We start from the raw sequence: 23006 nt of genomic DNA on the forward strand, positions 1-23006 counted from the left end.
CGGCTCGAAAGATTCGTTGTCGCCAGTTATCCGTGCAATCCGTGGTTCATCCCGTTTCTACCTAGCGTTATCGGCTACGCATGCCCACCCAACAGCCACCGCGGTCGTTCCTCGAGCCGGCCGTGCTGGCGCGGCTGGCGGGCGTGCCGCTGTTTGCTCGCAAGCCGATGCAGGGGGGCGTTTCGGGCAAGCACCGCAGCCCCCACCGGGGTTCTAGTGTCGAGTTCGCCGAGTACCGCAAGTACGTGCCGGGCGACGACCTCCGCCGGCTGCACTGGCGGGCGCTAGCGCGCACCGGGCGGCGGTATGTGAAGGAGTTTGAGGCCGACACCAACCTGCGTTGCTGCCTAGTGGTCGACACCAGCGGCTCGATGCGGTTCGGCCCCGCGGGCGGGGGTTTGTCGAAGATCGAGTACGCCCGCCGCTTGGCCGGCACGCTGGGTTACTTGGCGATCCAGCAGGGCGACGCGGTGGGGCTGACCTGCGTCGCGGATGGCATCGTGCAAGACATCCCGCCTCGCCGCAACCCAGCGCACTTGGCGCACTTGTTCGACACGCTCGAGAAGGTCGTGCCGGTCGGCCCCACGCACCTGGTCGACGTGCTGCACCAGCTCGCCGAGACGGTCCGCCAGCGGGCGCTGATCATCGTTATCTCCGACTTGTTCGCCGACCCCGCGCTGCTGCGCGAGTGCTTCGAGCACCTGCGGTTCCGCCACCACGACCTGGCGGCGTTCCACTTGTTGGAGCAGCAAGAGCTAGACTTCCAGTTCCGCCGCCCGACGCGGTTTGTGGACATGGAGGGGGGGACCAGCATCCTGGCCGAGCCGACCGAGATCGCTAGCCGCTACCAGAAGGCCCTGGCCGAGTACTTGGAGGGGCTGCGCACCGCGGTGCTAGAGACGGGGGTCGATTACCACCGCGTGCGGATCGACGAGCCGTACGAGCAGACGCTGATGAAGTTCCTCGTGCGCCGCACCCAGCAGCGGAGCGGGCGATGAGCTTCTTGCAACCCTGGATGCTGGCGGCGCTTCCGATCGCGGCGCTGCCGGTGATCATCCACCTGATTAATCAGCGTCGCTACCAGACGCTCGACTGGGGGGCGATGCAGTTCCTGCTGTCCGCCAACCAGATGTCGCGCGGCTTCCGGCGGCTGCGGCAGTGGCTGATCATGGCGATGCGCGTGCTGGCGATCGCCGGGCTGCTGTTTGCCGTCAGCCGCCCGCTGGCCAGCGGCTGGTTGGGGCTGACCGCCGGCGGCCAGGCCGACACCACCATCGTGCTGCTGGACCGCTCCCCCAGCATGCAGCAGCGCACCGCCGGCGTATCGAAGCTGGACGCGGCCCGCCGGCAACTGGTCGACACGCTCCAGACGCTCGGCTCGAAGCGGTGGGTGCTGATCGATAGCGCCACGCTCAAGCCGCAAGAGATCAGCTCGCCGGCGGCGCTGTTGGACGCGCCGCAGACCACCGGCGTGAGCGCTTCGGCCGACGTGCCGGCGATGCTCGGCGTGGTGCACGACTACATCAAAGCGAACAACCCGGGGCGGACCGAGGTGTGGATCGCCTCCGACCTGCGCGAGAACGACTGGCAGCCGGAAGACGGGCGCTGGGGGTCGTTGCGCAGCGCCATCCTGGAGTTTCCGCAGGAGGTGCGATTCCACCTGCTGACGTACGCGTCAGACGCGAGCGCCGCGCAGCCGAACCTGGCGGTCCGCGTCACCGACGCCCGCCGCGAGCCCTCCGGCGGCGGGTCGGACCTGGTGCTGTCGCTGGAGGTGACGCGCGATTCGGCCCCCCCCGGCCGGCCGGGCCGGCCAGACGCCCCCGCCAAGATCGCCCTGCCGTTGCGGCTAGAGATCGACGGCGCGCCGTCGGTGATGAACATCGAACTAACCAATGTCGGGTTCGAGCTGAAGGACCACCGCGTGCCGCTGGCCGCGGGCGCCACGCGCGGCTGGGGCCGGGTGTCGCTCCCCGCGGACTCGAACCCGGCGGACGACCAAGCGTTCTTCGTGTACGACGAGCCGGTGGTCCGCCGGACGCTGGTGGTGACCGACGCCCCCGACCGGGCCCGGGCCGTGCGGCTCGCGGCGTCCATCTCGCCCTCGCCGGCGGTGAGCAGCGCGGCCGAGACCGCCACGCCCGACGCACTGGGCGCCGTGGCGTGGGAGACGCTGGCGCTGGTGGTGTGGCAGGCGCCGCTGCCGACGGGCGACGCGGCCCAGCGGCTGCGTGAGCTGGTCGACCGCGGGGGCCAGGTGATCTTCCTGCCCCCTGCGGCGCCGACGGGCGCCTCGTTCGCCGGCGTCCGCTGGCAGGCCTGGCAAGAACCGGCCGAGCCCCTCACGCCCGACAACTGGCGCAGCGACCAAGACCTGCTCGTCAAGACCGAGAGCGGCGCGTCGCTCCCGGTGGGTCGCTGGAAGGTGAGCCGGTACTGCACGCTCTCCGGCGAGCTCAACACGCTGGCGACCCTGCCCGGCGGGGCGCCGCTGGTGGGCCGCGCCGTGACCGACCACGGCGGCGTGTACTTCATCGCCACCACTACCGAACCGCGCGACTCAACACTCGCCTCGGACGGCGTCGTGCTGTACGCCGCGCTGCGGCGCGTGATCGACGCCGGCGCCCAGCGGCTGGGCGACACCCGCAACGAGCCGGCGGGCCAACCATTCGCCGCGTCACCCGAACCGTGGCGCCGCACCGCCGGCGACGACTCCCCCGCCGCGGCCGAGGCGCTCTCGACCGACTACTGCTTCTACCAGGGAGTGTATGAAGGGGGCGACAAGCTGGCGGCCGTCAACCGGACCCTGGCGGAGGGACGCACCGACACGGTGCCGGCGGCCCGGGTCGATCGGCTGTTCGAGGGGCTCGCCTTCGACCGGGTCGCGGGGGTCGTCGGCGATGGCGCCGGTCTGCTGCGCGAGGTCTGGCGCCTGTTCCTGGGGGCGATGATCGTCGCCCTGGTGACCGAGGCGGCGCTCTGCCTGCCGCGCATCGCGGCGCCGGTCGCAGAGAAGCCGCAGACCGTGCCGATCGGCCGCCGCGCCGAGCGTCCCGTGGAGGCCGCGGTATGACCTCCACCAGCTCGCTGATGTTCCTATCAACGCCGCTCAGCCTGGGGCTGTCGCTGCTGGCCGTGGTTGTGACCGCCGTGCTGGGCGTGGTCGCGTGGCGTCGCAGCGGCTACCGCCGCTCGATCGGCCTGCTGGAGCTGCTGCGGTTTGCGGTGGTCGCCGCTGCCGCGGTGCTCTTGAACCAGCCCGAGTGGGTCCAGGAGTTCCGCCCCGACGAGCGGCCGACCGTCGCCGTGCTGTGGGACGACTCGATCAGCATGCAGACGCGCGACGTCAACCGCCCCTCGTCGGTTGGCCAGTTGAGCACCCGCGGCGAGGCGATCGCGCCGCTCACCAAGCCCGATTTCTGGGAGAAGCTGGACCAGGACCTGAACGTAGTGATCACGCCGTTCTCGTCCGCCGAATCAAACAAGGCGAGCGACCTGAACGCGCCGCTGGCCGCGGCCCTGGAGCAAAACCCGAACCTGCTGGGGGTGGTGATGATCTCCGACGGCGACTGGAACGCGGGCCCCCCGCCGGTCGAGGCGGCGGCGCGGCTTCGGCTGCGTTCGACCCCGGTGGTGGCCATCCCCGTCGGCAGCCCGATCCCCCTGCCCGATATCGAGCTGGTGAGCCTCGACGCGCCGACGTTCGGCATCGCCGGCAAGCGGGTCCGCATCCCGTTCACCATCGAGAGCTCGCTGCCGCGCGACCACCTGGCCACGGTGCAACTGACCGTCTCTAGCGGCGAGACCATCACCAAAGAAGTCCGCATCGCGGCCATGGGCCGCTCGACCGACTCGATCGACTGGCAGCCCGCGTCGACGGGTGACTACACGGTGACGCTCGCCGTCCCGCCGGTGAGCGAGGAGACGCTCAGCGACAACAACACGCGCAAGGCGCCCATCGCGGTGCGCGAAGAGAAGCTGCGGGTGCTGGTAGTGGAGAGCTACCCGCGGTGGGAGTACCGCTACCTGCGCAACGCGCTCTCACGCGACCCCGGCATCGAGGTGGCGTGCCTGCTGTTCCATCCGGGGCTCACCAAGCAGGGGGGCGGCAACACCGACTACATTAAACAGTTCCCCGAGGGGCTCGACGAGCTGGCGAAGTTCGACGTGGTCTTCCTGGGAGACGTGGGCTGCGAAACCGGCCAGCTAACCACCGAACAGTGCCGGCTGCTCAAGGGGCTGGTAGAGCACCAGGCCAGCGGGCTGGTGGTGATGCCGGGCTGGCAGGGGAGGCAGCTCAGCCTGCTGGACACCGAGCTGGCCGACCTCTACCCGGTGACGCTCGACCCCTCGCAGCCCGACGGCTGGGGCACGGAGCGGGCGGAGCACTTCCAGCTCACCGCCCTGGGGCGCCGCAGCCTGCTGACCAAGCTGGCCGACACGCTGGACGAGAACGCAGAAATCTGGAACGAGCTGCCGGGCTTCCAGTGGCACGCCCCCGTGGTGCGCGCCAAGGCGGGGAGCGAGGTGCTGTGCGTGCACGAGTCGTCCGCCAACCAGTACGGGCGGCTGCCGCTGCTGGTGACGCGCACCTTCGGCGCCGGCAAGGTGCTGTTCATGGGGACCGACGGCGCGTGGCGGTGGCGCAAGGGGGTAGAAGACAAGTACCACTACCGCTTCTGGGGTCAGGTGGTGCGCTGGATGGCCTACCAACGCAACATGGCCAAGGGAGAAACCATGCGGCTCTACTACTCCCCCGACCAACCCGAGGTCCGCCAGACCATGACGCTCAGCGCGAACGTGATGGAGCGCTCAGGCGAGCCGCTGAGCGGCGGCGAGGTGGCGGCGCGGATCGTCGCCCCCTCCGGCGCCGTAGAGACGGTCCGCCTACGCTCCGTGGGAGACGAGTGGGGCGCCTACAGCGGCCAGTACGCCGCCGCCGAGCCGGGTAAGCACCAGGTGACCCTGAGCGCCCAGCCGACGGGCGAGTCGCTCGAGGCGTCGTTCTACGTGCAGGGAGACGCGGCCGAAAAGGTCGGCCGCCCGGCCCGCATCGAGGTGCTCGACGAGATCGCCCGCGTCACACGCGGCCGGACCATCGCTATCGACCGCGCCCAAGAAGCCATCACGCATCTTGCCTCACTCCCCGATCCCCCCCCGGCCATCCGCCGGTTGCAGCTCTGGAGCCACCCGATCGTCGCAGGCACGCTGATTTGCTTGCTGGGTGTATTCTGGGTGCTGCGGAAGACGGTAGGATTAATCTGACTTGTTGGACGGTTGCCCACGAATCACGCGAATGAAACGAATAGAAGACAGGTAGAAGAAGGTTCACCACAGAGTCGCAGAGAACACAGAGACGGACGGCAAGATTTGAAACCGCCGATGCACGCCGATGGACGCAGATTTTCGAACATCCGTCTGATCCTCTTTTTCTATCTGCGTCCATCAGCGTGCATCGGCGGTTCCTTATTCGTTTGATTCGAGAGATTCGTGGGCAACAGTCGTCTTCCCATTACCAAACTAACGAGCGCCGACCATGGCTAAGCAAGGCGATCCGCTGAGAGTTCCTAGCTCGCTCCAAGCGCAGCTACGCGCGTACCGCGGGCGGGTTTGGCTGCTCAAGCTCAGCGAGGCGTTGGCGATCGGCGTGGCGAGCGTGGCGATCGCCTACCTGGCGGTGTTCGTGATGGACCGCTTGGTCGACACCCCAGCGGCGGTCCGCACGGCGGTGTTCTTCGCGGCGCTGGCCGGATGCGCGGTGACGCCGTGGTTCTTGCACCGCTGGGTCTGGCGCCGCCGCACCCCCAAGCAACTGGCGCGGCTGCTCACGCGGCGGATGCCCCGCCTGGGCGACCAACTGCTGGGCGTGATCGAGCTGGCCGAGAACCGCTCGGAGCAGTCGCGCTCCCCCGTGCTGGTTGAGGCCGCGATGAACCAAACCGCGCTCGACGCGGCCGCACGCGACCTGTCGGAAGCGACCCCGCCGTCGCGGCGGCCGGCGTGGGGCGCCGTGGCCGGGCTCGGCGCCCTGGCCGCCGTCGCGCTGGCCGCGTTGCTCCCCGCGGCGGCCCAAAACGCCTGGGCGCGGCTGCTGCGGCCGTGGGGCGACGACCCGCGTTACACGTTCGCCGCGCTCGAGCCCCTGCCGCAAGCGCTGGTGGTGGCCCACGGCGAGCCGTTCGACCTGAACGTGGCGCTGCGTCCCGGCTCCGAGTGGCGCCCCGCCGAGGCCCACGCCCGCGTCGGCCGGCAGCAGCCCGTCGAGGCCTCGCTGGCCGAAGACGGCTACACGCTCGTCGTCCCCCCGCAGATCACCCCCGACGCGCTGCGGCTGAGCGTCGGCGACGCCCGGCAGACCATCCGGATCGAGCCGACCGTCCGCCCCGAGCTCGTCAGCCTCACCGCCCGGGTCGAGCTGCCGGAGTACCTCGGCCGCACCGAGCCCCAAGAGCGCGACGCCCGCGGCGGCGCCCTCTCGGCCGTGAAGGGGAGCCGCGTGTCGCTCACGGCCACCGCCAGCCGGCCGCTGGCCTCGGCCGCGGTCGATGGCGCCCCCAGCACGCCCCGCGGCGCGGAGTTCGACGCGCCGGCCGCGCCGGTCGAAGAGAACACGTCGCGCCGGCTCGAATGGACCGACCGGCACGGCCTGACCGGCGCGGCGCCGCTGGAGCTCTCGATCTCTGCACTGGAAGACGCCTCGCCGACGCTGATCGTAGAAAACCTGCCGGGGCAAAAAGTCGTGCTTGAATCGGAGCTGATCAACTTTACCGTCCGGGCGCGCGACGACTTCGGCGTGCGGCGCGTCGGATTCCAGTGGCGGGGATTCCCGGGCGCCGTCGAGGCGCCCTCCGAAGGGGAGCGGGTGCTCGCCTCCGGCGATCCGCACGCAGAATCTGCCGACGCACAGGGCGTCTTCTCGGCCGAGTCGTTGGGGATCCCGCCCCAGCCGCTGGCGGTGCGGGCGTTTGTTGAGGACTACTTCCCGGACCGCGGACGCGTCTACTCCGCCCCCCACGTGCTGTACGTCCTGTCGCCCGACCAGCACGCCATCTGGATGACCGACCAACTGAGCAAGTGGCGCCGCCAGGCGCTGGAGGTCCGCGACCGCGAGCTGCAGCTCTACGAAGAGAACCGTGCGATCCGCGCCCTGGCGGCCGACCAGCTCGACCTGCCCGAAACACGCAGCCGCGTGCAGGCGCAGGCCGACGCGGAGCAGGCCAACGGGCGCCGGCTGGCGCGGCTCACCGCGGCGGGGGCCGAGCTGGTGCGCGAGGCGTCTCGCAACCCCGAGATCGGCGTGGGGCACCTCGAGAAATGGGCGCAGATGCTGGGCCTGCTGGACGAAATCGCGGCCAACCGGATGCCGACGGTGGCCGACCTGCTGAAGCGCTCGTCCGCCGCGCCGAAGCTCGCCTCGAGCGTCAAGAAGCCGACCGCCCCGATGGCGGGCCAGGTGCGCGACACGTCGGGGGGGGGCAAGGCGGCCGAGGCCGACCCCAACTCCAAGCCCCCCGCCCCGTCGCTGGTCGACCGCGAGTCGAGCCAGCGCTCGCCCGACGCGCTCGACGACGAGGCGGACCCCACCAAGAAGAAGGCCTCACGCGCCAAGCTCACGCTGCCGGTGACCACCGTCGCCGGCGCGGCCAAGAAGGGCGAGAAGAAAGAACCGTCGCCGGCCGGCGACAAGCTAGAAGAAGCGGTCACCGAGCAAGAGGGGCTGCTGGCCGAGTTCGACAAGATCGCCGACGAGCTCAACGAGATCCTCGCCAACCTGGAGGGGAGCACCCTGGTCAAACGCCTGAAGGCGGCCTCTCGCACGCAGTACCAGATCGCCGGCCGCGCCGGCGAGGCCGTGCCGGAGAGCTTCGGCAAGGTCCTCAGCGCGGTGCCCCAGCAGCCGCGCGAGGTGCTCAAGACGCTCGTCAAGAAGCAAGAAGAGAGCGGCCTGCAGGTCTCCTACATCATGGACGACATGGACGCCTACTTCGAACGCCGGCAGATGACCCGCTTCAAGCAGGTGCTGGACGAGATGCGCGAGGGGGACGTGCTGGGGGGCCTGCGACGGCTCGAGGGGGACCTCACCCAGAAGCAGGGGATCGCGATCGCCGAGAGCGAGTACTGGTCCGACTCCCTCGACCGCTGGGGCGACGACCTGGTCGACCCGGCCTGCGCCGGGAGCTGCCCCGGGGGCGCGTCGCCCGAGAGCCTGCCTCCTTCGCTGGTGCTCGAAGCGATGAAGATCCTCGAAGGAGAGATCAACCTCCGCGAAGAAACCCGCGTCGCAGAGCAGGCGCGGTCCGCGGTGGGTGAGGCCGACCACGCGGGCGAGGCCGAGCGGCTGAGCGTGGGCCAAGAGGGGCTGCGTATCCGCACGGTCGCGCTGAGCGAGCGGATCTTGGAGCTGCAGGACGCGTGGCGCCACTTCGGCAGGGAGCTGAACCTGCTAACCGCGGTCGAGGGGGTGATGGGCGACGCCACCGGGATCCTGGCCCGGCCCGACACCGGCCCACAGGCGGTCGCGGCCGAGACCGAGGCGATCGAGCTGCTGCTGGCCTCGAAGAAGATCAACCCCAAGGGTGGCGGGGGCGGGGGCGCTTCGCCCGGCGGCGGCGGCGGCGGCGACACCAACACCCCGGCCATCGCCCTGCTGGGACGCGGCGTCAACGAGAAAGAAGTACGCGAGGCGCACGAGGTCCAACAGACCACCGGCGAAACGGGCCAAGCCCTCCCCGCCGAGTTCCGCGCGGGCCTCGACGAGTACTTCAGCCGGCTGGAGAACCCCGGGGAGAACTCGTAATGACGCGAACCACTAGTAGTACGGTGTACGACAGCCACAATGACGTTGGCCACGAAGAGGCACAAACATGCACAAAGAAGATTTGCAGAGGCGTGCAGAGCTTTCTGCGCTTGCCGACATCGATGCCTACGGAGCGTTTCATTTCTGTGCTTTTTCGCGCCTTTTCGTGGCGGTCCTTTTCCGTGAAAACCGTGCTATCCGTGGTTCTTCTCGTTCTTGCGGCCCCGGCTTCTGCCCCCGCTCAAGGCGAGCCGGTTGAGGTCGACGCCGACACGATGTTCCTAGAAGTAGAAGCGCCGGCCGTGGTCGAGGCAGCAGAGATCAAACCGGGCCAGCAGTTTCAGGTAGAGGTGCGGGTCCAGCCCGCCGCCGAGGCGCCGGCCGAAGAAGGGGTAAACCCTCAGGTCTTGGCGATGGAGCAGCAGTTGATGCCGCAGTTCCGCAGCCTGCTCGACGGCCGGCTGCACGGCCTGCGTGCTCTGTGCGACCTGACCCCCAAGCAGCAGACGCAGCTCTTGGAAGCGGGCGCCGGGGCGCTCGAGCGGTCCGTGAGGGCCGTGGCCCGTCAGCAGCTCGGGCAGCAAAACGGGTTGGTGCAGATCGGCGTCTTGTTTGCCGGCGGCAGGCAAACGGTGGTTGATCCACGGGTCGCGGTCAATAAGGCGCTGGACAAGGCGATCGCCGAAGTGTTGACCCCGGAGCAGCTCGTCGTTTTCAAGGCCGACGCGGAGAAGCGGGCCGAGTTCCGCAAGCGGGCCGCGGCGCGGGGCATCGTCAGCGCGATCGACCAGCAGCTCACGCTCAACGCAGACCAACGCAAGCGGCTGCTGGCCGCGTTGCAGGAGAAGTGGCAGGAAGAATGGGCCGGGATCGCTCAGATGCTGCAGTACGGCCCGCAGTTCCTGCCGGCCATCCCCAACGGTCTGATCGTGCCGCTGTTGGACGCCGAGCAGAAGCAGCTTTGGTTGGGCAGGGTGAACCACGGGCACGTCTCCTTCGATCAAGCCGGCTTCCTCGCCAACAACAACCTCCGGATCGAGCCCTTCACGCCCGACGGCGCCGAGCCCCAACCCGCGGACCCGGCGGCTCCGATCGATCTCTTCGGCCCCATCGAACAATGAACCGCGCCCTGATTCTTCACGCATCGATCCGCCCGCTCGCGCTCGCCGCCGTCGCGGCCGTCGCGCTGGTGGGCCGCGCCGACGACGACGGCTGGGAGCCGTTCGAGGAAGCCAAGCCCGCGGCCGAGGCGCACCGGTGGGTCATCCCCCCCGATCAGTTCGAGGGCTGGGTGTTCCAGAACGCACGCACCGCCCAGGGGCAACGCAAGCAGTTCCAGGCCAAGCTCAAGCTAGCGCTCGACAACATCGACAAGTCGTGCAGCCTCAGCGAGGCACAGCGCGAGAAGCTCCGGCTCACCGGCGAGCTGCAGATCGAGCGCTACTTTGAGAAGTACGAAAGGGTCCGGCGGACGTACATCCAGACCAAGCCGGGGCCGAACGATTTCAACGTCATCTGGCAAGAGATCCAGCCGCTGCAGCAGGAAGCGCAGTCCGGGATCTTCACGAACGATTCGCTGCTGCTGAAGGTGCTGCGCGGCGTGCTGGACGATTCCCAGCAGGCCCAGCACAAGCGGGACGAGAAGGCGCGCCGCGCCTTCCGCTACCGCGCGTTGGTCGAGGTGTTTGTGCTGCTAATCGACGAGTCGGCGCCCATGACCGACCAGCAGCGACGCGACCTGATCGAGCTGCTGCTCACCCAGACCAAGCCCCCCAGCGCCTTCGGCCAGCAGGACCAGTACTACATGATGTACCAACTGCACACGGTCCCCGCCGAGAAGCTCCGCAAGGTCGTGGGGGGCGCCCAGGGGGACCTGCTGACGAAGATCGGCGCCACGGGCCGCGCCTACGAAGCGCACCTCCGCGCCCAGGGCGTGCACCCCGTCGAGGAGGACCAATAGCAATGCGCAGTTCTCTACGAAGGGAAGACGCGGGTAGAACGCCCCTTGCTCTGGAGCCGCAAGCGTCAGCGCCCGGAGCCATTGCCCAGCCACGGCTTCTAGCGCTGGCACGGCTCCGGGCGCTAACGCTTGCGGCTCCAACACTCTTGGGCGCGGCGGCATGTCTTCTCTTGTGTCTCTCGGCGCTCGCTCCTTCGCGCGCCCAGGGGCCCCTCCCCTTCTCCATGCACGGCGAGGCGGTGCCCCGCGACGTGCGTGAGATGTACGACCGCGGGCTCAAGTACCTGGCCTCCAAGCAGACCCCCCAGGGGGGCTGGGGAGGCAGCTACCAGGGCCCCGGCACCACCGGCATGGCGGTGATGGCGCTGCTGGCCTCCGGCGAGGACCCCAACTTCGGCCCCTACGCCGACAACGTCCGCCGCGGCGTGAAGAGCATGATCGCAGCGCAGAACGAAGCAACCGGCTACTTCGGCAACAGCATGTACCACCACGGCTTCGCCACGCTCGGCCTCGCCGAGGCGTACGGCGCAGTCGACGACCGCAAGCTGTGGTCCGCCGAAGACCGCGGCAAGGGGCGTTCGATCGGCGCGGCGCTCGAGCTGGCCGTCCGCGCCGCGCTCACCTCGCAAAAGAACAACCCCATCGGCGCCTGGCGCTACTCCCCCGAAGCGACCGACGCCGACACGTCGGTCAGCGGCGCGGTCTTCATGGGGCTGCTGGCCGCGCGGAACGCCGGCATTGAGGTGCCGGACGAGTCGATCGACCGGGCCATCAAGTACTTCACCGGCATGACCAGCGACGGGGGCCAGGTGGGCTACTCCGGGGGCTTCGGCAATGGATTCGACGAGTCGCTGCCGCGGATCTCGATCGCGGCCTTGGTGTACGCCGTCGCCCGCCGCAAGGACCTGGCCGAACACAAGGCGACCCTCGGCTACCTCACCGGCAACCTAGAAAAGACGGCCCAAGGCTCGTACCAGCAGTACAGCGACTACTACGAGGCGCAGGCGCTCTTCCAGGGCGACATCGACGCCTGGGAGAAATGGAACAAGCTGCTGGTGCGGCGCCTCAAGGAGGCGCAGCAGAAGGACGGCAGCTTCACCGGGCAGTTCGGCCCGGAGACCAGCACGCAGCTCTCGCTGCTGGCGCTGGCGCTCAACTACCGGTTCCTCCCTATCTATGAGCGGTAGCCGCGTGAGATACGTGCAGAGCCGGAGTTGGAGCTTGCTGTTCGCACTAGCGTGCGCCGCGCCGCTGTGCGCAGGCCCAACCTCCGAAGGCCCTGCGCCCGTGGGCCGGTTGCTGCTGGGCAGCGGCGACTACCTGGAGGGGACGTGGCGCGACAGCCCGGCGGGGGGCGCGGTGCGGTGGGAGTCGCCGCTGGCGGCCGGCGCGTACGAGTTCCCCTGGCCCGCGGTCGAGAGCCTCACGTTCCCGTCGCCCGAGAGTGGCGCGGAGCCGACCGGCGCGCTGCGTTTTGAGCTGGTCGGGGGCGACCTGCTGTACGGCGACCTGTTGGACGTGTCGCCCGAGTCGTTCACCGTGCAATCGGCCGCTGCCCCCGACGCGCCGCTCAAGATCCGCCGCGAGAGCGTCTGCCGGATCACGCCCCGGCAGGCGGGCAGCAACGTGATCTACTCCGGCCCCGGCCACCCGTCCCAATGGAAGTCGCCGGCCATCGACGACTGGCGGCTGATGCACGGCGCGCTCGCCACCGACGCGTCGGGCGCCTCGATCGGGCAAGACGTGGGCCTCTCGGACCCGGTGCGGATCGAGCTCGAGCTCGCGTGGCAAGAGACCCCCAGCTTTGTGCTGGAGCTGGGCGACTCGCCGACCGCCCGCGCCATCGCCGAACAACAGCGGGACCAGCGGCTCAAGGGGATTATCAACCGCGCGCAGCAAGAAGAGGTGGATTCCGAATCGGTCGCGTTCGCGTTAGAGACGGTCGGCGACCGGTTGGTCGTGATGCGGGACCTGCAGGACGCGGCCGACCTGGCCGTTGTCGGGCCGGTCCAACCGGGGCCGGGCCGATTGAACTGCGTCGTGTACCTCGATCTGGCCAAGGGCCGGTTCATCGCGGTCACCCCCTCCGAAGAGCCCATGGCGGAGCTAACGGTCGCCGGCCAGATCGACGCCACACGGCACGGCGGCATCCGGCTCACCAACCGCGGCGGCGACATCCGCCTCGAACGGCTCCGCGTCAGCGCGTGGGACGGCAAGCCCCCGACCCCGCTGCGCGGCGAGGGGCCGCGGGTCGTACGCGTCGGCGCCGAGCCTGCCGCGGCCGAGCTGGTCGGCTACGACGCCGCCACGAAGACGCTGCGTTTCACAGAGATTGCCGGTGGGTCCGATGAAGAGAAAGACAAAGTAAAGAGCGGGGACGAGAACGACGAAGAGCCCACGGCGCCTCCCGCCGGCGATCCCTTCACGGTGACGCTCGACCAACTCGCCGTGGTGGTGCTACGCCCCGACGCCTCGTCGCCGAGGCCGCCGGTGTCGGTCGACCTGCACAGCGGCGAGCGGCTGGGCGGAGCGCCGGGCCAAGTAGCCCGGGGGCGGCTGAAGCTCGCCTGCCCCTGGAGCGAGACGCCCGTCCAGACGCCGATCGAGGCGATCCGCTCGGTCCACACGCTCGAACAACCCCCCTACGAGCCGCGCGGCTTGACGGGCCCCAGCGTCGGGCTCGAAACAGACGCCTCGAACACCAAGGGAGAGCTCACCGGCGGACCCGCGAGCCGGGGCAAGTCGTGCCTGGTGTGGCGGCCCCGTGACAGCCAGAACGCCCTGCCGCTGCGCAGCAGCGTGCGCGGGACGCTGGTGCTGCGTGAGCCGCGGCCTAAGGTGAGCCGGGTCCAGTCGCAGCCCCCCAGGGCCGCCCGCCGCAAGGTTCAAGGTTTTTTTGGGGCGATCGCGGGGGTCTTCGGCGTGGCGCCCGCCGTCGGCCCCGCGGCCGACGCCGAACCGGCCGCCCCGCGTGACGAGCCCCGGCCGGCGGCGCCGACGCTCCCGCCCCACATCGTCTATCTCCGCGGCGGCGACAAGCTGCCGTGCACGGTCGAGTCGATCGACCAGCAGGGGGTCCACCTCCGCTCCCCGTACGCCGAGACCGACTTCGTGCCACACACGCACGTCAAGGCGATCGAGCTGGTCACCCGCGGCGTCGACGGGCGGATCACCGACGACCGGCGGCAAGAGCTGCTGACCCTCCCCCGCATGCAGGAGGGGAACGCCCCCACGCACCTGCTGGTCTCGACCAAGGGGGACTACCTCCGCTGCCGGCTGCTGGGGCTGTCCGACGAGGCCGCCACGGTGGAGGTGCGGCTAGAAGAAGTCCAGCTCGAGCGGTCGCGGATCGCACGGGCGATCTGGCTCGACCCGCCGCCGAAGAACGACGCCCCCGCAGACCCAGACGCAGCGCCCCCCAAGCCGGCGGCCCCCCCCGGCGACTCGCTGCGTGTGCAGTTGCTGCGGACCGACGGCGTGCGGCTCTCGTTCGTGCTCGAAGCGTTCGAGTCGACCGTCGACGAGCCGGTGGGGCCGCTCGTCGGCGTTAGCGACGTGCTAGGCAAGTGCCGCGCGTTGCTGTCGGAAGTCGACGCGATCCGGCTGGGCGCCGACCCCGAGCAGTCCCCAGCGCCGCGGTCGTACCACGAGTGGGTGATGATCCCGGCCAAGCAGCCTCGGGAGGACCCCGACGCCCCGGACGACGGCGCGTCGGGGGGCTCGCCCCTGGTCGGCCAGCCGGCGCCCCCGGTGACGCTCCCCTGGCTGGACGACGCGCTCGCCGGCGGCGAGCCCTTCGCCCCGGACCGGTTCCACGGCCAGGTGCTGGTGCTTGACTTCTGGGCTTCGTGGTGCGGGCCCTGCATGCAGGCGATGCCGGTCGTCGACCGGGTGTGCGCCGAGTACGAGGCGCAGGGGGTGCAGTTGGTGGCGGTGAACCTGCAAGAAGAAGCAGACGAGATCGGCGCCGCCCTCGAGCGGCTGGGGCTGCGGCCCCGCGTGGCGCTCGACCGCGACGGCGTCGCCGCGCAGCGCTACCGCGTGACCGGGATCCCCCAGACGGTGATCATCAACCGCGCCGGCGACGTAACGCACGTGCTGGTGGGCGGCGGCGGCGCCCTTGAGCAGCGCCTCCGCGACGCGCTGGACGAGGCGCTGGACGACGCCCTGGCGGAACCAACCGGCCCCCCGGCGGCGCCCTGAGGCGTACGCAAGAAGCCGCCGATACGCGCCGATACGCTCTACGAACCGAAGGTTCTTCGCTCGATCGGCGTTAAACCGCGCGTATCGGCGGCTCCTGTCGTTCGTCCTAGGTGCGGCGACTTTGACGCCGCGCCGGCGAACTGTTGCAAGGGGACGTGCGGGGCGCCGACAACAACTCCGTAGGCTCGTGCTGCGCCACGGAGGGTCGCCATGCGTTGGGTTCTATTGCTCGCTCTGTTGGGCGCCCTCGGTCCACGGCCCGCCGCTGCGCAGGTGGGCGAAGAGCACATCGAGACCGACCGCGACTCGTTCACCCCGTCGACGGCGACCGCGGGCTGCGGGCTGACGATCGTCGAATCGGCCTACTCGTTCATTGACAACCGCGACGTCGCCGAGACGCACAGCTTCCCGGAGCTGCTGGTGCGGTACGGCGTCTGCGACTGGCTGGAGCTGAGGTTCGGCGCCAACTACGAGGTCGGCGGCGCTTCGAACTCTATCTCGAGCTCCTCGGGGAGCTTCGGCGACATCGAGGAGCCCGGCATTGAAACCGAGGCCAACCTGTCGTACGGCTTCAAGGCGCAGATCACCCAGCAGCAAGGCTGGCGGCCGCAGAGCGCCGCGATCGTGCAGGCCAGCACCCCCACCAGCGGGCGTGAGACCGCCACCCACCTGGTGGCCACGTACGCGTGGGGCTGGCAGCTCCCGAACGACTGGCTGTGGGACACCGCGATCCGCTACGGCGACGGCTCGGAAGAAGGGGACAACTTCGCCCGCTGGGCGCCCTCAACGGTGGTGAAGGTCCCGCTTACCGAGCAATGGGATATCCACGCCGAGTACTTCGGCATCTTCACCGACGGCCGCGAAGCGGAGTCGTCGACCCACTACTTCAGCCCCGGCGTCCACTACCTGGTCACCCCCAACCTCGAAGTGGGCGTCCGCACCGGCTGGGGGCTGAACGACCAATCGGCCAACTTCTTTTCGAACGTCGGCTTCGGGTGGCGCTACTAGACGCGCGACCGGGGAAGACGCAAGGGAGAGGTGGGGATGGTTGGGGATAGGGGGATGGTCTCACGGTGCGCTAGCGTCGCTCGATAGACGCGGGCGCCTACGTGCCAAGAGCTAAGCAAGCAAGTAGCTCTCCTGCGCTGTGACGGAAAGTCTGGCGCAACGACGCAAAAAACTGCTTCCCATTCTTTGCGTCGTCGCGCCTCTGCGAGACGCCTTGCGGTCGGCCCCGCCCAAAACCCATCCCCACATCTCCACACCATCCCCACCTCCCCCTTCCGTGGTGCTCCGAAAGACCTAATCCTTGCCGAGCGCCTCGTCGATGATCGACTGCAGGTTGAACTTGCCGGCGTCGATCGAGTCGAAGACCGACTCGTGCACCATCCGGTCGTCGTACTCGGCCACCTTGTCGAGGATCTTCTCGATCGCGTCGGCGTCGTGCCCCTGGTCTTCTAACCACGCGACCAGTTGGGCGTGACGGAGCTCTTCGGTGCTCATGGCAAGGGTCTCTCGGCGGGGTCGTCGGGCGGCAATCTGCGGCTCAGAAAGGCGTGCCGTTGTTTATGCTAGCCTAGCATCCAGCCTAGGCTAGCGCCGCGTGGTTGCGTCGGCCATTTTTGGGGTTGGCGCCCGGCGCCACCCTAGTCCCCCGGCGGAGAGCTCCACCTTGCCCGGCGATCGGCGGCTTTTCTGGCGGCAGTTCCGCTCCCAGTTCCACACCACCGGCGCCGTGGCGCCCAGCAGCCGGTGGCTGGCCAAGGAGTTGTGCCGCTACGCCCCGCCGCCGACCGCTGGCGCCCCGCCGCGACGCTGGCTGGAAGCGGGCCCGGGCTCGGGCTCGGTGACCGACCGGCTGATCCGCCGGCTGGGGCCCGCCGACCGGCTCGACCTGGTCGAGATCAACGCGGCGTTTGTCGCGACCCTGCAGGAGCGCCTCGCCACGGCGCCCCACTGGCGGGCGGTTGCGCCGCGCGTCCGGGTGTTCCATCAGCCGCTGGAGGACTTCGCGCCGGAGGCGCCCTACGACGCGGTCGTGGCGGGGCTCCCGCTGAACAACTTCACCGTGGGCGAGGTCGCCGCGGTCTTGCAGCGGTTTGCGGACCTGCTTACGCCGGGGGGCTCGGCCTCGTACTTCGAGTACCTGGCGGTCCGCTGGCTGAAGATCCGCGTAGGCGCCAAGCAGGCCAGGCCGCGGCTGATCGAGCTCGACCGCTTCTTGCGGCCGACGCTCTCAGAGGTCTCGTTCGATCGGCGCCGTGTGTGGTGGAACCTGCCGCCGGCGGTGGTCCACCACTGCCGGTTCCCGGCCGGCTGGCGGGCGTGCATGGATGGCCCGCCGGCGCCGTCCGACCTAACCTAGTGCCTAGTCGAAGCCAAGGACTTGCCCGGGGCGAGCCCCAACCTCATCCACGCGAGCGGACGTCGCCCGCACCACACAGACCGATGGACCTACGCCGGCGACACTTGGAGCTGTTCGTCCCCGAGCTCGCCAAGCGCCGGGTCGCCGAGCGGCCGGGCGAGGCGCTGGGGGGCTGGACCCAGACGCTCGACGCCGCGGTAGTGTTTGCCGACGTCAGCGGCTTCACCCGGCTGGCGGGCCGGCTCACCGGGCTGGGCGCCGAAGGCGCCGAGCAGCTCACGCAGCTTCTGAACACCTACTACGGCGCCCTGATCGACCTGGTCGAGCTGCACGGGGGCGACGTGGTGAGGTTCGCCGGCGACGCGTTGATGGCCGTGTGGCCCGTCCCCGAGACCGCCCACGACCGGCCCACACTGCTGGCCGACGAGGTCGTGCGGGCCGCGCAGTGCTGCCTCGAGATACAAGCCCGGCTGACGGACTTCCCGGTCGCCGAAGGGGTGCGGCTGTCGCTCCGCGTCAGCGTCGCGGCGGGCGAGCTCACGGCCTGCTGCCTGGGGGGCATCGACGACAATTGGCAGATTGCGTTGTTGGGGAGCCCGCTAGAGCAGCTCCGGATCGCCGACGCACGGTGCCCGGTCGGCGCGGTGGTGGCGTCGCCCCAGGCCGCCGATGCGGCGGGCGACCGGCTGGTGGGGCGCCGGTACGAGGACGGCTGCCTCGCCTGCGACGGCGTATTGGCCGCGCCCGCGCCCCGCCCGCTGGAACAACGCGAGGCGGCCGAAAGCGCGTGGGACCAGCTCTGCAAGCTCGTCCCGCAGGCGGTGCTGGCCCGCATCGACGCCGGGCAGGGTGACTGGCTGGCCGACCTGATGCAGGTGACCGCCGTGTTCCTGCGGTTCTCTTGGCCCGACAGCCCGGGCCCCCCCGACGCGGCGCGGATGCAGTCGGCGATGCGGCTGCTGCAGCAGTCCGCGGCCCAGTGCGGCGGCGCCGTGCTCCAGTTGACGCAGGAAGAAAAAGGGACCGTCGGCATCGTCGTGTTCGGGCTCCCCCCCCACGCGGGCGAACAGCGTGCGGCACGGGCGCTGTCGATGATCGACCGGCTCGGCCCCGCGCTGGCCGAGGCGGGGATCCGCGCGGGGGCGGGCGCGGCCTCTGGCCAGGCGTTCTGCGGCCCGCTGGGGAGCGCCCGCCGCCAACAGTACACGGTGATGGGAAACGTGATGAACCTGGCGGCGCGGCTGATGCAGCACGCCCACGAAGAGACACTCTGCGACGAGCAGACGCAGCAGCAGGCGCCCGCACGGTTCGGCTTCGAGCCGCTGCCGCCGCTGCGCCTGAAGGGGTTCGAGCGCGCCCAGGGGGTGTTCCGCCTGGGCGCCGATCGGCGGGCGCCCTCCCTCGGGCCCGCGGCGCCTCGCCCGCTGGTCGGCCGCGGGCCAGAAATGGCCCTGCTGCGCGACGCGCTGCAGGCGGGCCGCGACAACGCCAACGCGTGGGTGATGGTTGAGGGAGAGCCGGGGGTCGGCAAGTCGGAGCTGCTACGCGCCACGCAGTCCCACGCGATCGAGCTGGGCGTCACCCCGTTCGTCGGCGAGTGCAGCCTGATCGAGACCAGCACGGCGTACTTCCCGTGGCGGCAGGCGCTCTCGCGGATGCTCGGGCTCGACGAAGAGTCCCAAACCGACGCGCGGCAAGCCAAGCTCCTGGAGCAGCTCCCCGCCGACCTGCACCGGCTCGCTCCCTTGCTCAACCCGCTGCTCGACCTGCGCCTGCCCGAGACAGAGATCGTCAAGCAGCTCACCGGCTCGACACGGGCCGTGAACCTGCACGAGACGCTGGTGGCGCTGCTGACCGGCGTGGCGTCGCGACGCGGCCCGCTGGCGATCTTGCTGGACGACATGCAGTGGGCGGACTGGAGCAGCTGGGAGTTCACCGCGCTGGCGCTCCGCCGGGTCAAGCCGCTTTCGATCGGGCTGTTCCTGCGCACCCCGCAAGAGCCGCGGCCGCCGGCCTACGGCCAGTGGCTCGCGGAACCGGGCCTGCTGCGCCTCAGGCTCGACCTGCTGCCGGTCGAGCAAATCGCTGAGCTGGCGCAGGACCGGCTGAAGGTGGACCGCGTGACGCCGCGGCTCGCCCACTTCGTCTTTGAACGCTCGCAGGGGAACCCGCTGTTCGCCGAAGAACTCATCAGCCTGCTCCGCAGCAGCAACGCCGTGAGCACCGGCGACGGAGTCGGCGACTTGGTGGGTGACGGCCCGGTAGGCGTACCCGCACGCGTGAATGACCTGATCACCGGCCGCGTGAATCAGCTCCCTCCGCCCGAGCGCCTGACGCTGCAGGTGGCCAGCGTGGTAGGCCGGGTCTTCGGCCGCCGTGTGCTTTCGGACGTCTACCCGGTGCGGCAAGACGCCGACTGCATCCCCGGGTACCTGGGCGACCTGCAGCAGCGCGACCTGGTGCGGCCCGGCACGGCGCTGCCCGAGCCGACCATGGCGTTCCGGCACGGCACGGTCCAGCAGGTGGCCTACGGCCAGCTCCCGCGTCGGCAGCGCGGGGCGCTGCACCGCGACATTGCGCGTTGGTACGAGGGGTCCGACCAAGAGCCCAGCTCGCGCTACCCGCTGCTGGCTCACCACTGGGGCGCGGGGGGCGAGTTGCAGCACGAGCTGAAGTACCTCGACCTGGCCGGCGAGCAGGCGCTGCGAGGCGGCGCGGGCCGCGAGGCCTTCGAGCTGTTCGAGAAGGCCCGCCGGCGGCTCGCCGATTCGCAGCCGCACGCCGATCCAACGCGCGACGCGCGGTGGGCCCGGCTGATGGGCGAGGCGAGCTTCGTGCTGGGCGACCTGGAGGGCGCGCGCCGCTACGCCGAAGAGTCGCTGCGGCTGTTCGGCTACCCGTCGCCCAAGACATCGACCGAGATCGCGCTGAGCACGGCGGCGCAGGTGGCGGTTCAGCTCGGCCACCGGGCCCGCGGGGTGCGTCCGCGCAAGTCGGCCGAGCCGCTCTCAGGCAACAACGCCAAGCGGCTCGAGGCGGCGCTGGCCAGCCAGCGGATCGCGCAGATCTGCTACTTCACCAACGACATCGGCGTGGGGGTCAACCGCACACTCGCCGCGCTCAACCACGCCGAGGGGGTGCAAGAATCCCCCGTGCTGGCCGTGTCGTACGCCAGCATGTCGATCATCGCCTCGCTGCTGCGCGTCGATCCGTTGGCGCGCCTGTACGCCAACGCGGCCGAACGCGTGGGACACGACGTCGACGACCTGCCGGCGCTGGCGTACACGCTGGCGGTGGTCGGCATGTACTGGATGGGTCGCGGCGCATGGGACCGGGTCGAGCGGGTCAGCCTCGAGGCGATCGAGATCAGCGAGCGGCTCGGCGACCACCGCCAGTTGGCCGAGTCGGTGACGGTGCTCGCCATGCACGACTGCTTCCTCGCCAAGTACGACCAGAGCCGCAGGCATTTCGAGCGGCTGCGTTGGCTCGGCGAGCAGGCCGGCAACGACCTGCACCGCGCCTGGGGCCACTGCGGCCGCGGCGAGTGCCTGTATCGGCAAGGGAGGCTCGAGGGCGCCCGGTCGGAGCTCAACAAAGCCTTGGCGCTGCTCGAAAACCGCAAGGACCGCACCGAGGAGCTCCGCGCCGCCGGGCTGCTGGCCATCGTCCACTGGCGGCTCGGCGACGCCGGGGCCGCGGAACGGCACGCCGCCACGGTCGACCGGCTGATCGCCGAGAGCCCGCACGTGACGGTCTCGGCGTTGGAGGGCATCGCCGGGGTCGCGGAGCTCCGCCTCGGGCTGTGGCGCCGCGACCCCGCCAACCGCGGGGCGCGGCGTGCGGCCGTGGGGTCCGTGGGGGTCGTGCGCCGCTTTGCGAAGGTCTTCCCGATCGGCAGGCCGCGCGCCTGGCGGTTGCGCGGCGCCGTGGCGCGGCTCGAGGGCCGCCTGGGCCGGGCAGAGCGTTGCTTCCGCCGGAGCCTCGCCGAGGCGGGCCGGCTGGGGATCGAGCTGGAGACGCGGCTGACCCAGGCCGAGCTGGATGCCGGCAGCGAGCCGGCCGAGCGTCGCTGACGGGCGCAGCGCCGCGCCCCACTATCTTGCCCAACAGTCACCGCCCCTTCTGCCGAACCGATCCGTGATGGCGCCCCGCGGCTCCGCCGATAACGAATCACAAGCGGCGGAACCTGCCCGAGGGCGCCTGACTCACGCAAGGAAGCGACGGGATGACGAATCGATTGAGCACGCGTGCGGCCCTGGTTCTCGGTGGGCGCGGTCTGATCGCCTCGGCGTTGCTGCTTGGCGCCGGCTCACAGGCCCGCGGCAGCGACGGCGTGAACGACATCCAGTTCGCCACCAGCCAGTGGGAAGCGTCCCCGCAGGCGGTCGGCACGGCCGACCCGGTCTCACTCGCCTCGTGCGATTCGCAGCCCTGCCGGTGCTGCTGCTGCCCCGATCCGCCCGGCTACGGCTACTGCATCCACACCGAACTGGGCGACCACCTGGCCCAGAGCCTGACGTCGGCCACCGAGGCGATGGCGGCCCACGGCGTCACCTACCTCGGCCAGGCGACCCAGTTCTACCAAGGGGTCGCCAGCGGGGGAGCCGAGCAGACCTTCGACTACGGCGGCAAGATCGACCAGTTCCTGATCCTCGACAGCACCAAGCTGGGGCTGTGGGAAGGGACCACCATGACGATGCACGCAGAGACCCGCTTCGGCGAGGACGTGAACTTCGACGCGGTCGGCCTGGCGCCGGTCAACGGCGCGATGCTCTACCCCCAAGAAGGAGAGCACAGCACCGCGATCACCGGGCTGAGCCTGGCGCAGAACCTTACCGAAGACCTGCAGGCGACCGCCGGCAAGTTCAACGGGTTCGATTTGTTCTACAGCCTGTACCCGCAGACCGGACGCGGGGTGAACGGCTTCATGAACGTGTCGATGATCATCCCGGTGTCCGTCGCACGCACGGTGCCGCTGTCGTTTATGGGGGCGGGCGCCATGAAGATGAACGGCACGCAGCCCCAGGCGGGCCTGATTGTCTTCGACAATCAGAGCGTGGCCACGACAAGCGGTTTCGACGACATGTTTAACAACGGGGCCAACATCATGGGCTTCGTGCGGTTCTTTACCGACGTGGCCGACCTGCCGGGGTCGCACTTCTTCTCGGGCATCTGGTCGACCGGCGAGTACACCTCGCTCGACCGGACCGACTTTGTGTTCGTCCCGGGCCAGGGGATCCAGTCGACCCCGGTCGGGGGCGCCTACACGCTGCTGTACATCTACGAGAAGGCGTTGTGGATGGACGGCTGCAACCCCAAACGCAACATCAGCGTGCTGAGCATGTGGGGCCTGGCCGATCAGCAGACCAGCCCCGTCGGCTGGAGCGCCAACGTAGCGTTGCAGGCCTCCGGCTTCCGCGACTCGCGTCCGCACGACGCGGTGGGCATCGGCTACTTCCACACCGGCCTGAGCAACGACTTCGTCAACCTGCTCAGCCCCGTGCTGGACCTGCGTGACGTGGACGGGGTCGAGCTGTACTACAGCGCCGCGATCTCCCAGTCCTTCCAGCTCACCGGCGACCTACAGGTCATCGAGCCCGCTATCGCGGACAACGACACCGCGGTCGTGGTGGGGCTGCGTGGAACCGTGGGCTTCTAGCCCTCGGCTCGCCGGCCCCTCG

Annotated in this window: 13 protein-coding genes; 12 read left to right on the top strand and 1 reads right to left on the bottom strand. The window is 70.0% G+C overall.

Going from position 1 to position 23006, the window contains the following annotated elements; translation table 11 throughout:
- Nucleotides 1-80: 80 nt before the first annotated feature.
- From Pla175_RS15895 to Pla175_RS15935, 9 genes are all read left to right on the top strand, one after another.
- On the top strand, nucleotides 81-998 hold the full coding sequence (locus Pla175_RS15895) for a DUF58 domain-containing protein (RefSeq protein WP_145287093.1): 918 nt from the start codon (nucleotides 81-83) through the stop codon (nucleotides 996-998).
- Nucleotides 995-3073 carry a BatA domain-containing protein gene (locus Pla175_RS15900; RefSeq protein ID WP_145287096.1) on the top strand — a complete coding sequence of 693 codons (2079 nt, stop codon included), beginning with the start codon at nucleotides 995-997 and terminating at the stop codon, nucleotides 3071-3073. The genes Pla175_RS15895 and Pla175_RS15900 overlap by 4 nt, the downstream gene beginning before the upstream one ends.
- The gene (locus Pla175_RS15905) at nucleotides 3070-5265 is read left to right on the top strand and encodes a hypothetical protein (RefSeq protein WP_145287099.1); all 2196 of its coding nucleotides are present in this window, start codon (nucleotides 3070-3072) and stop codon (nucleotides 5263-5265) included. Before Pla175_RS15900 ends, Pla175_RS15905 begins: the two co-directional genes overlap by 4 nt.
- Nucleotides 5266-5536: 271 nt before the next feature.
- A complete protein-coding gene (locus Pla175_RS15910; RefSeq protein ID WP_145287102.1) occupies nucleotides 5537-8797 on the top strand; it encodes a GtrA domain-containing protein in 3261 nt (1086 codons plus the stop codon).
- 200 nt (nucleotides 8798-8997) lie between these two features.
- Nucleotides 8998-9918, top strand: coding sequence for a hypothetical protein (locus Pla175_RS15915; protein WP_231953926.1), 921 nt, complete (start codon nucleotides 8998-9000; stop codon nucleotides 9916-9918).
- Nucleotides 9915-10757: a hypothetical protein gene (locus Pla175_RS15920; RefSeq protein ID WP_145287110.1), complete on the top strand. Its 843-nt coding sequence runs from the start codon at nucleotides 9915-9917 to the stop codon at nucleotides 10755-10757. Before Pla175_RS15915 ends, Pla175_RS15920 begins: the two co-directional genes overlap by 4 nt.
- Before the next feature lie 224 nt (nucleotides 10758-10981).
- Complete coding sequence (locus tag Pla175_RS15925) at nucleotides 10982-11944, top strand: prenyltransferase/squalene oxidase repeat-containing protein (protein WP_197526896.1); 963 nt, start codon at nucleotides 10982-10984, stop codon at nucleotides 11942-11944.
- Nucleotides 11945-11978: 34 nt separating this feature from the next.
- Nucleotides 11979-14960 (top strand): TlpA family protein disulfide reductase, encoded by a 2982-nt coding sequence (locus Pla175_RS15930; protein WP_145287117.1) that lies wholly within the window; start codon nucleotides 11979-11981, stop codon nucleotides 14958-14960.
- Nucleotides 14961-15170: 210 nt separating this feature from the next.
- On the top strand, nucleotides 15171-15968 hold the full coding sequence (locus Pla175_RS15935; RefSeq protein WP_145287121.1) for a transporter: 798 nt from the start codon (nucleotides 15171-15173) through the stop codon (nucleotides 15966-15968).
- A 294-nt stretch (nucleotides 15969-16262) separates the two neighbouring features.
- On the opposite strand, the gene Pla175_RS15940 is transcribed toward Pla175_RS15935, so the two are convergent.
- The gene (locus tag Pla175_RS15940) at nucleotides 16263-16463 is read right to left on the bottom strand and encodes a hypothetical protein (protein WP_145287125.1); all 201 of its coding nucleotides are present in this window, start codon (nucleotides 16461-16463) and stop codon (nucleotides 16263-16265) included.
- 169 nt (nucleotides 16464-16632) lie between these two features.
- On the opposite strand from Pla175_RS15940, the gene Pla175_RS15945 reads away from it, so the two are divergent.
- The 3 genes from Pla175_RS15945 (at nucleotide 16633) to Pla175_RS15955 (ending at nucleotide 22984) form a co-directional block, all read left to right on the top strand.
- Nucleotides 16633-17325: a class I SAM-dependent methyltransferase gene (locus Pla175_RS15945; RefSeq protein WP_197526897.1), complete on the top strand. Its 693-nt coding sequence runs from the start codon at nucleotides 16633-16635 to the stop codon at nucleotides 17323-17325.
- Between the two features lie 83 nt (nucleotides 17326-17408).
- Entirely contained in the window at nucleotides 17409-21398 is a 3990-nt protein-coding gene (locus Pla175_RS15950; RefSeq protein ID WP_145287131.1) for an AAA family ATPase, read from the top strand.
- 152 nt (nucleotides 21399-21550) lie between these two features.
- Complete coding sequence (locus tag Pla175_RS15955; protein WP_145287135.1) at nucleotides 21551-22984, top strand: carbohydrate porin; 1434 nt, start codon at nucleotides 21551-21553, stop codon at nucleotides 22982-22984.
- Nucleotides 22985-23006: the final 22 nt, after the last annotated feature.

The organism is Pirellulimonas nuda (assembly GCF_007750855.1).
GTDB classification, from domain to species: Bacteria; Planctomycetota; Planctomycetia; order Pirellulales; family Lacipirellulaceae; genus Pirellulimonas; species Pirellulimonas nuda.

Coding starts and splice junctions, on each gene's coding strand:
- Pla175_RS15895 (WP_145287093.1), top strand. CDS start 81: ATGCCCACCCAACAGCCACCGCGGTCGTTCCTCGAGCCGGCCGTGCTG.
- Pla175_RS15900 (WP_145287096.1), top strand. CDS start 995: ATGAGCTTCTTGCAACCCTGGATGCTGGCGGCGCTTCCGATCGCGGCG.
- Pla175_RS15905 (WP_145287099.1), top strand. CDS start 3,070: ATGACCTCCACCAGCTCGCTGATGTTCCTATCAACGCCGCTCAGCCTG.
- Pla175_RS15910 (WP_145287102.1), top strand. CDS start 5,537: ATGGCTAAGCAAGGCGATCCGCTGAGAGTTCCTAGCTCGCTCCAAGCG.
- Pla175_RS15920 (WP_145287110.1), top strand. CDS start 9,915: ATGAACCGCGCCCTGATTCTTCACGCATCGATCCGCCCGCTCGCGCTC.
- Pla175_RS15925 (WP_197526896.1), top strand. CDS start 10,982: ATGCACGGCGAGGCGGTGCCCCGCGACGTGCGTGAGATGTACGACCGC.
- Pla175_RS15935 (WP_145287121.1), top strand. CDS start 15,171: ATGCGTTGGGTTCTATTGCTCGCTCTGTTGGGCGCCCTCGGTCCACGG.
- Pla175_RS15940 (WP_145287125.1), bottom strand. CDS start 16,463: ATGAGCACCGAAGAGCTCCGTCACGCCCAACTGGTCGCGTGGTTAGAA.
- Pla175_RS15950 (WP_145287131.1), top strand. CDS start 17,409: ATGGACCTACGCCGGCGACACTTGGAGCTGTTCGTCCCCGAGCTCGCC.
- Pla175_RS15955 (WP_145287135.1), top strand. CDS start 21,551: ATGACGAATCGATTGAGCACGCGTGCGGCCCTGGTTCTCGGTGGGCGC.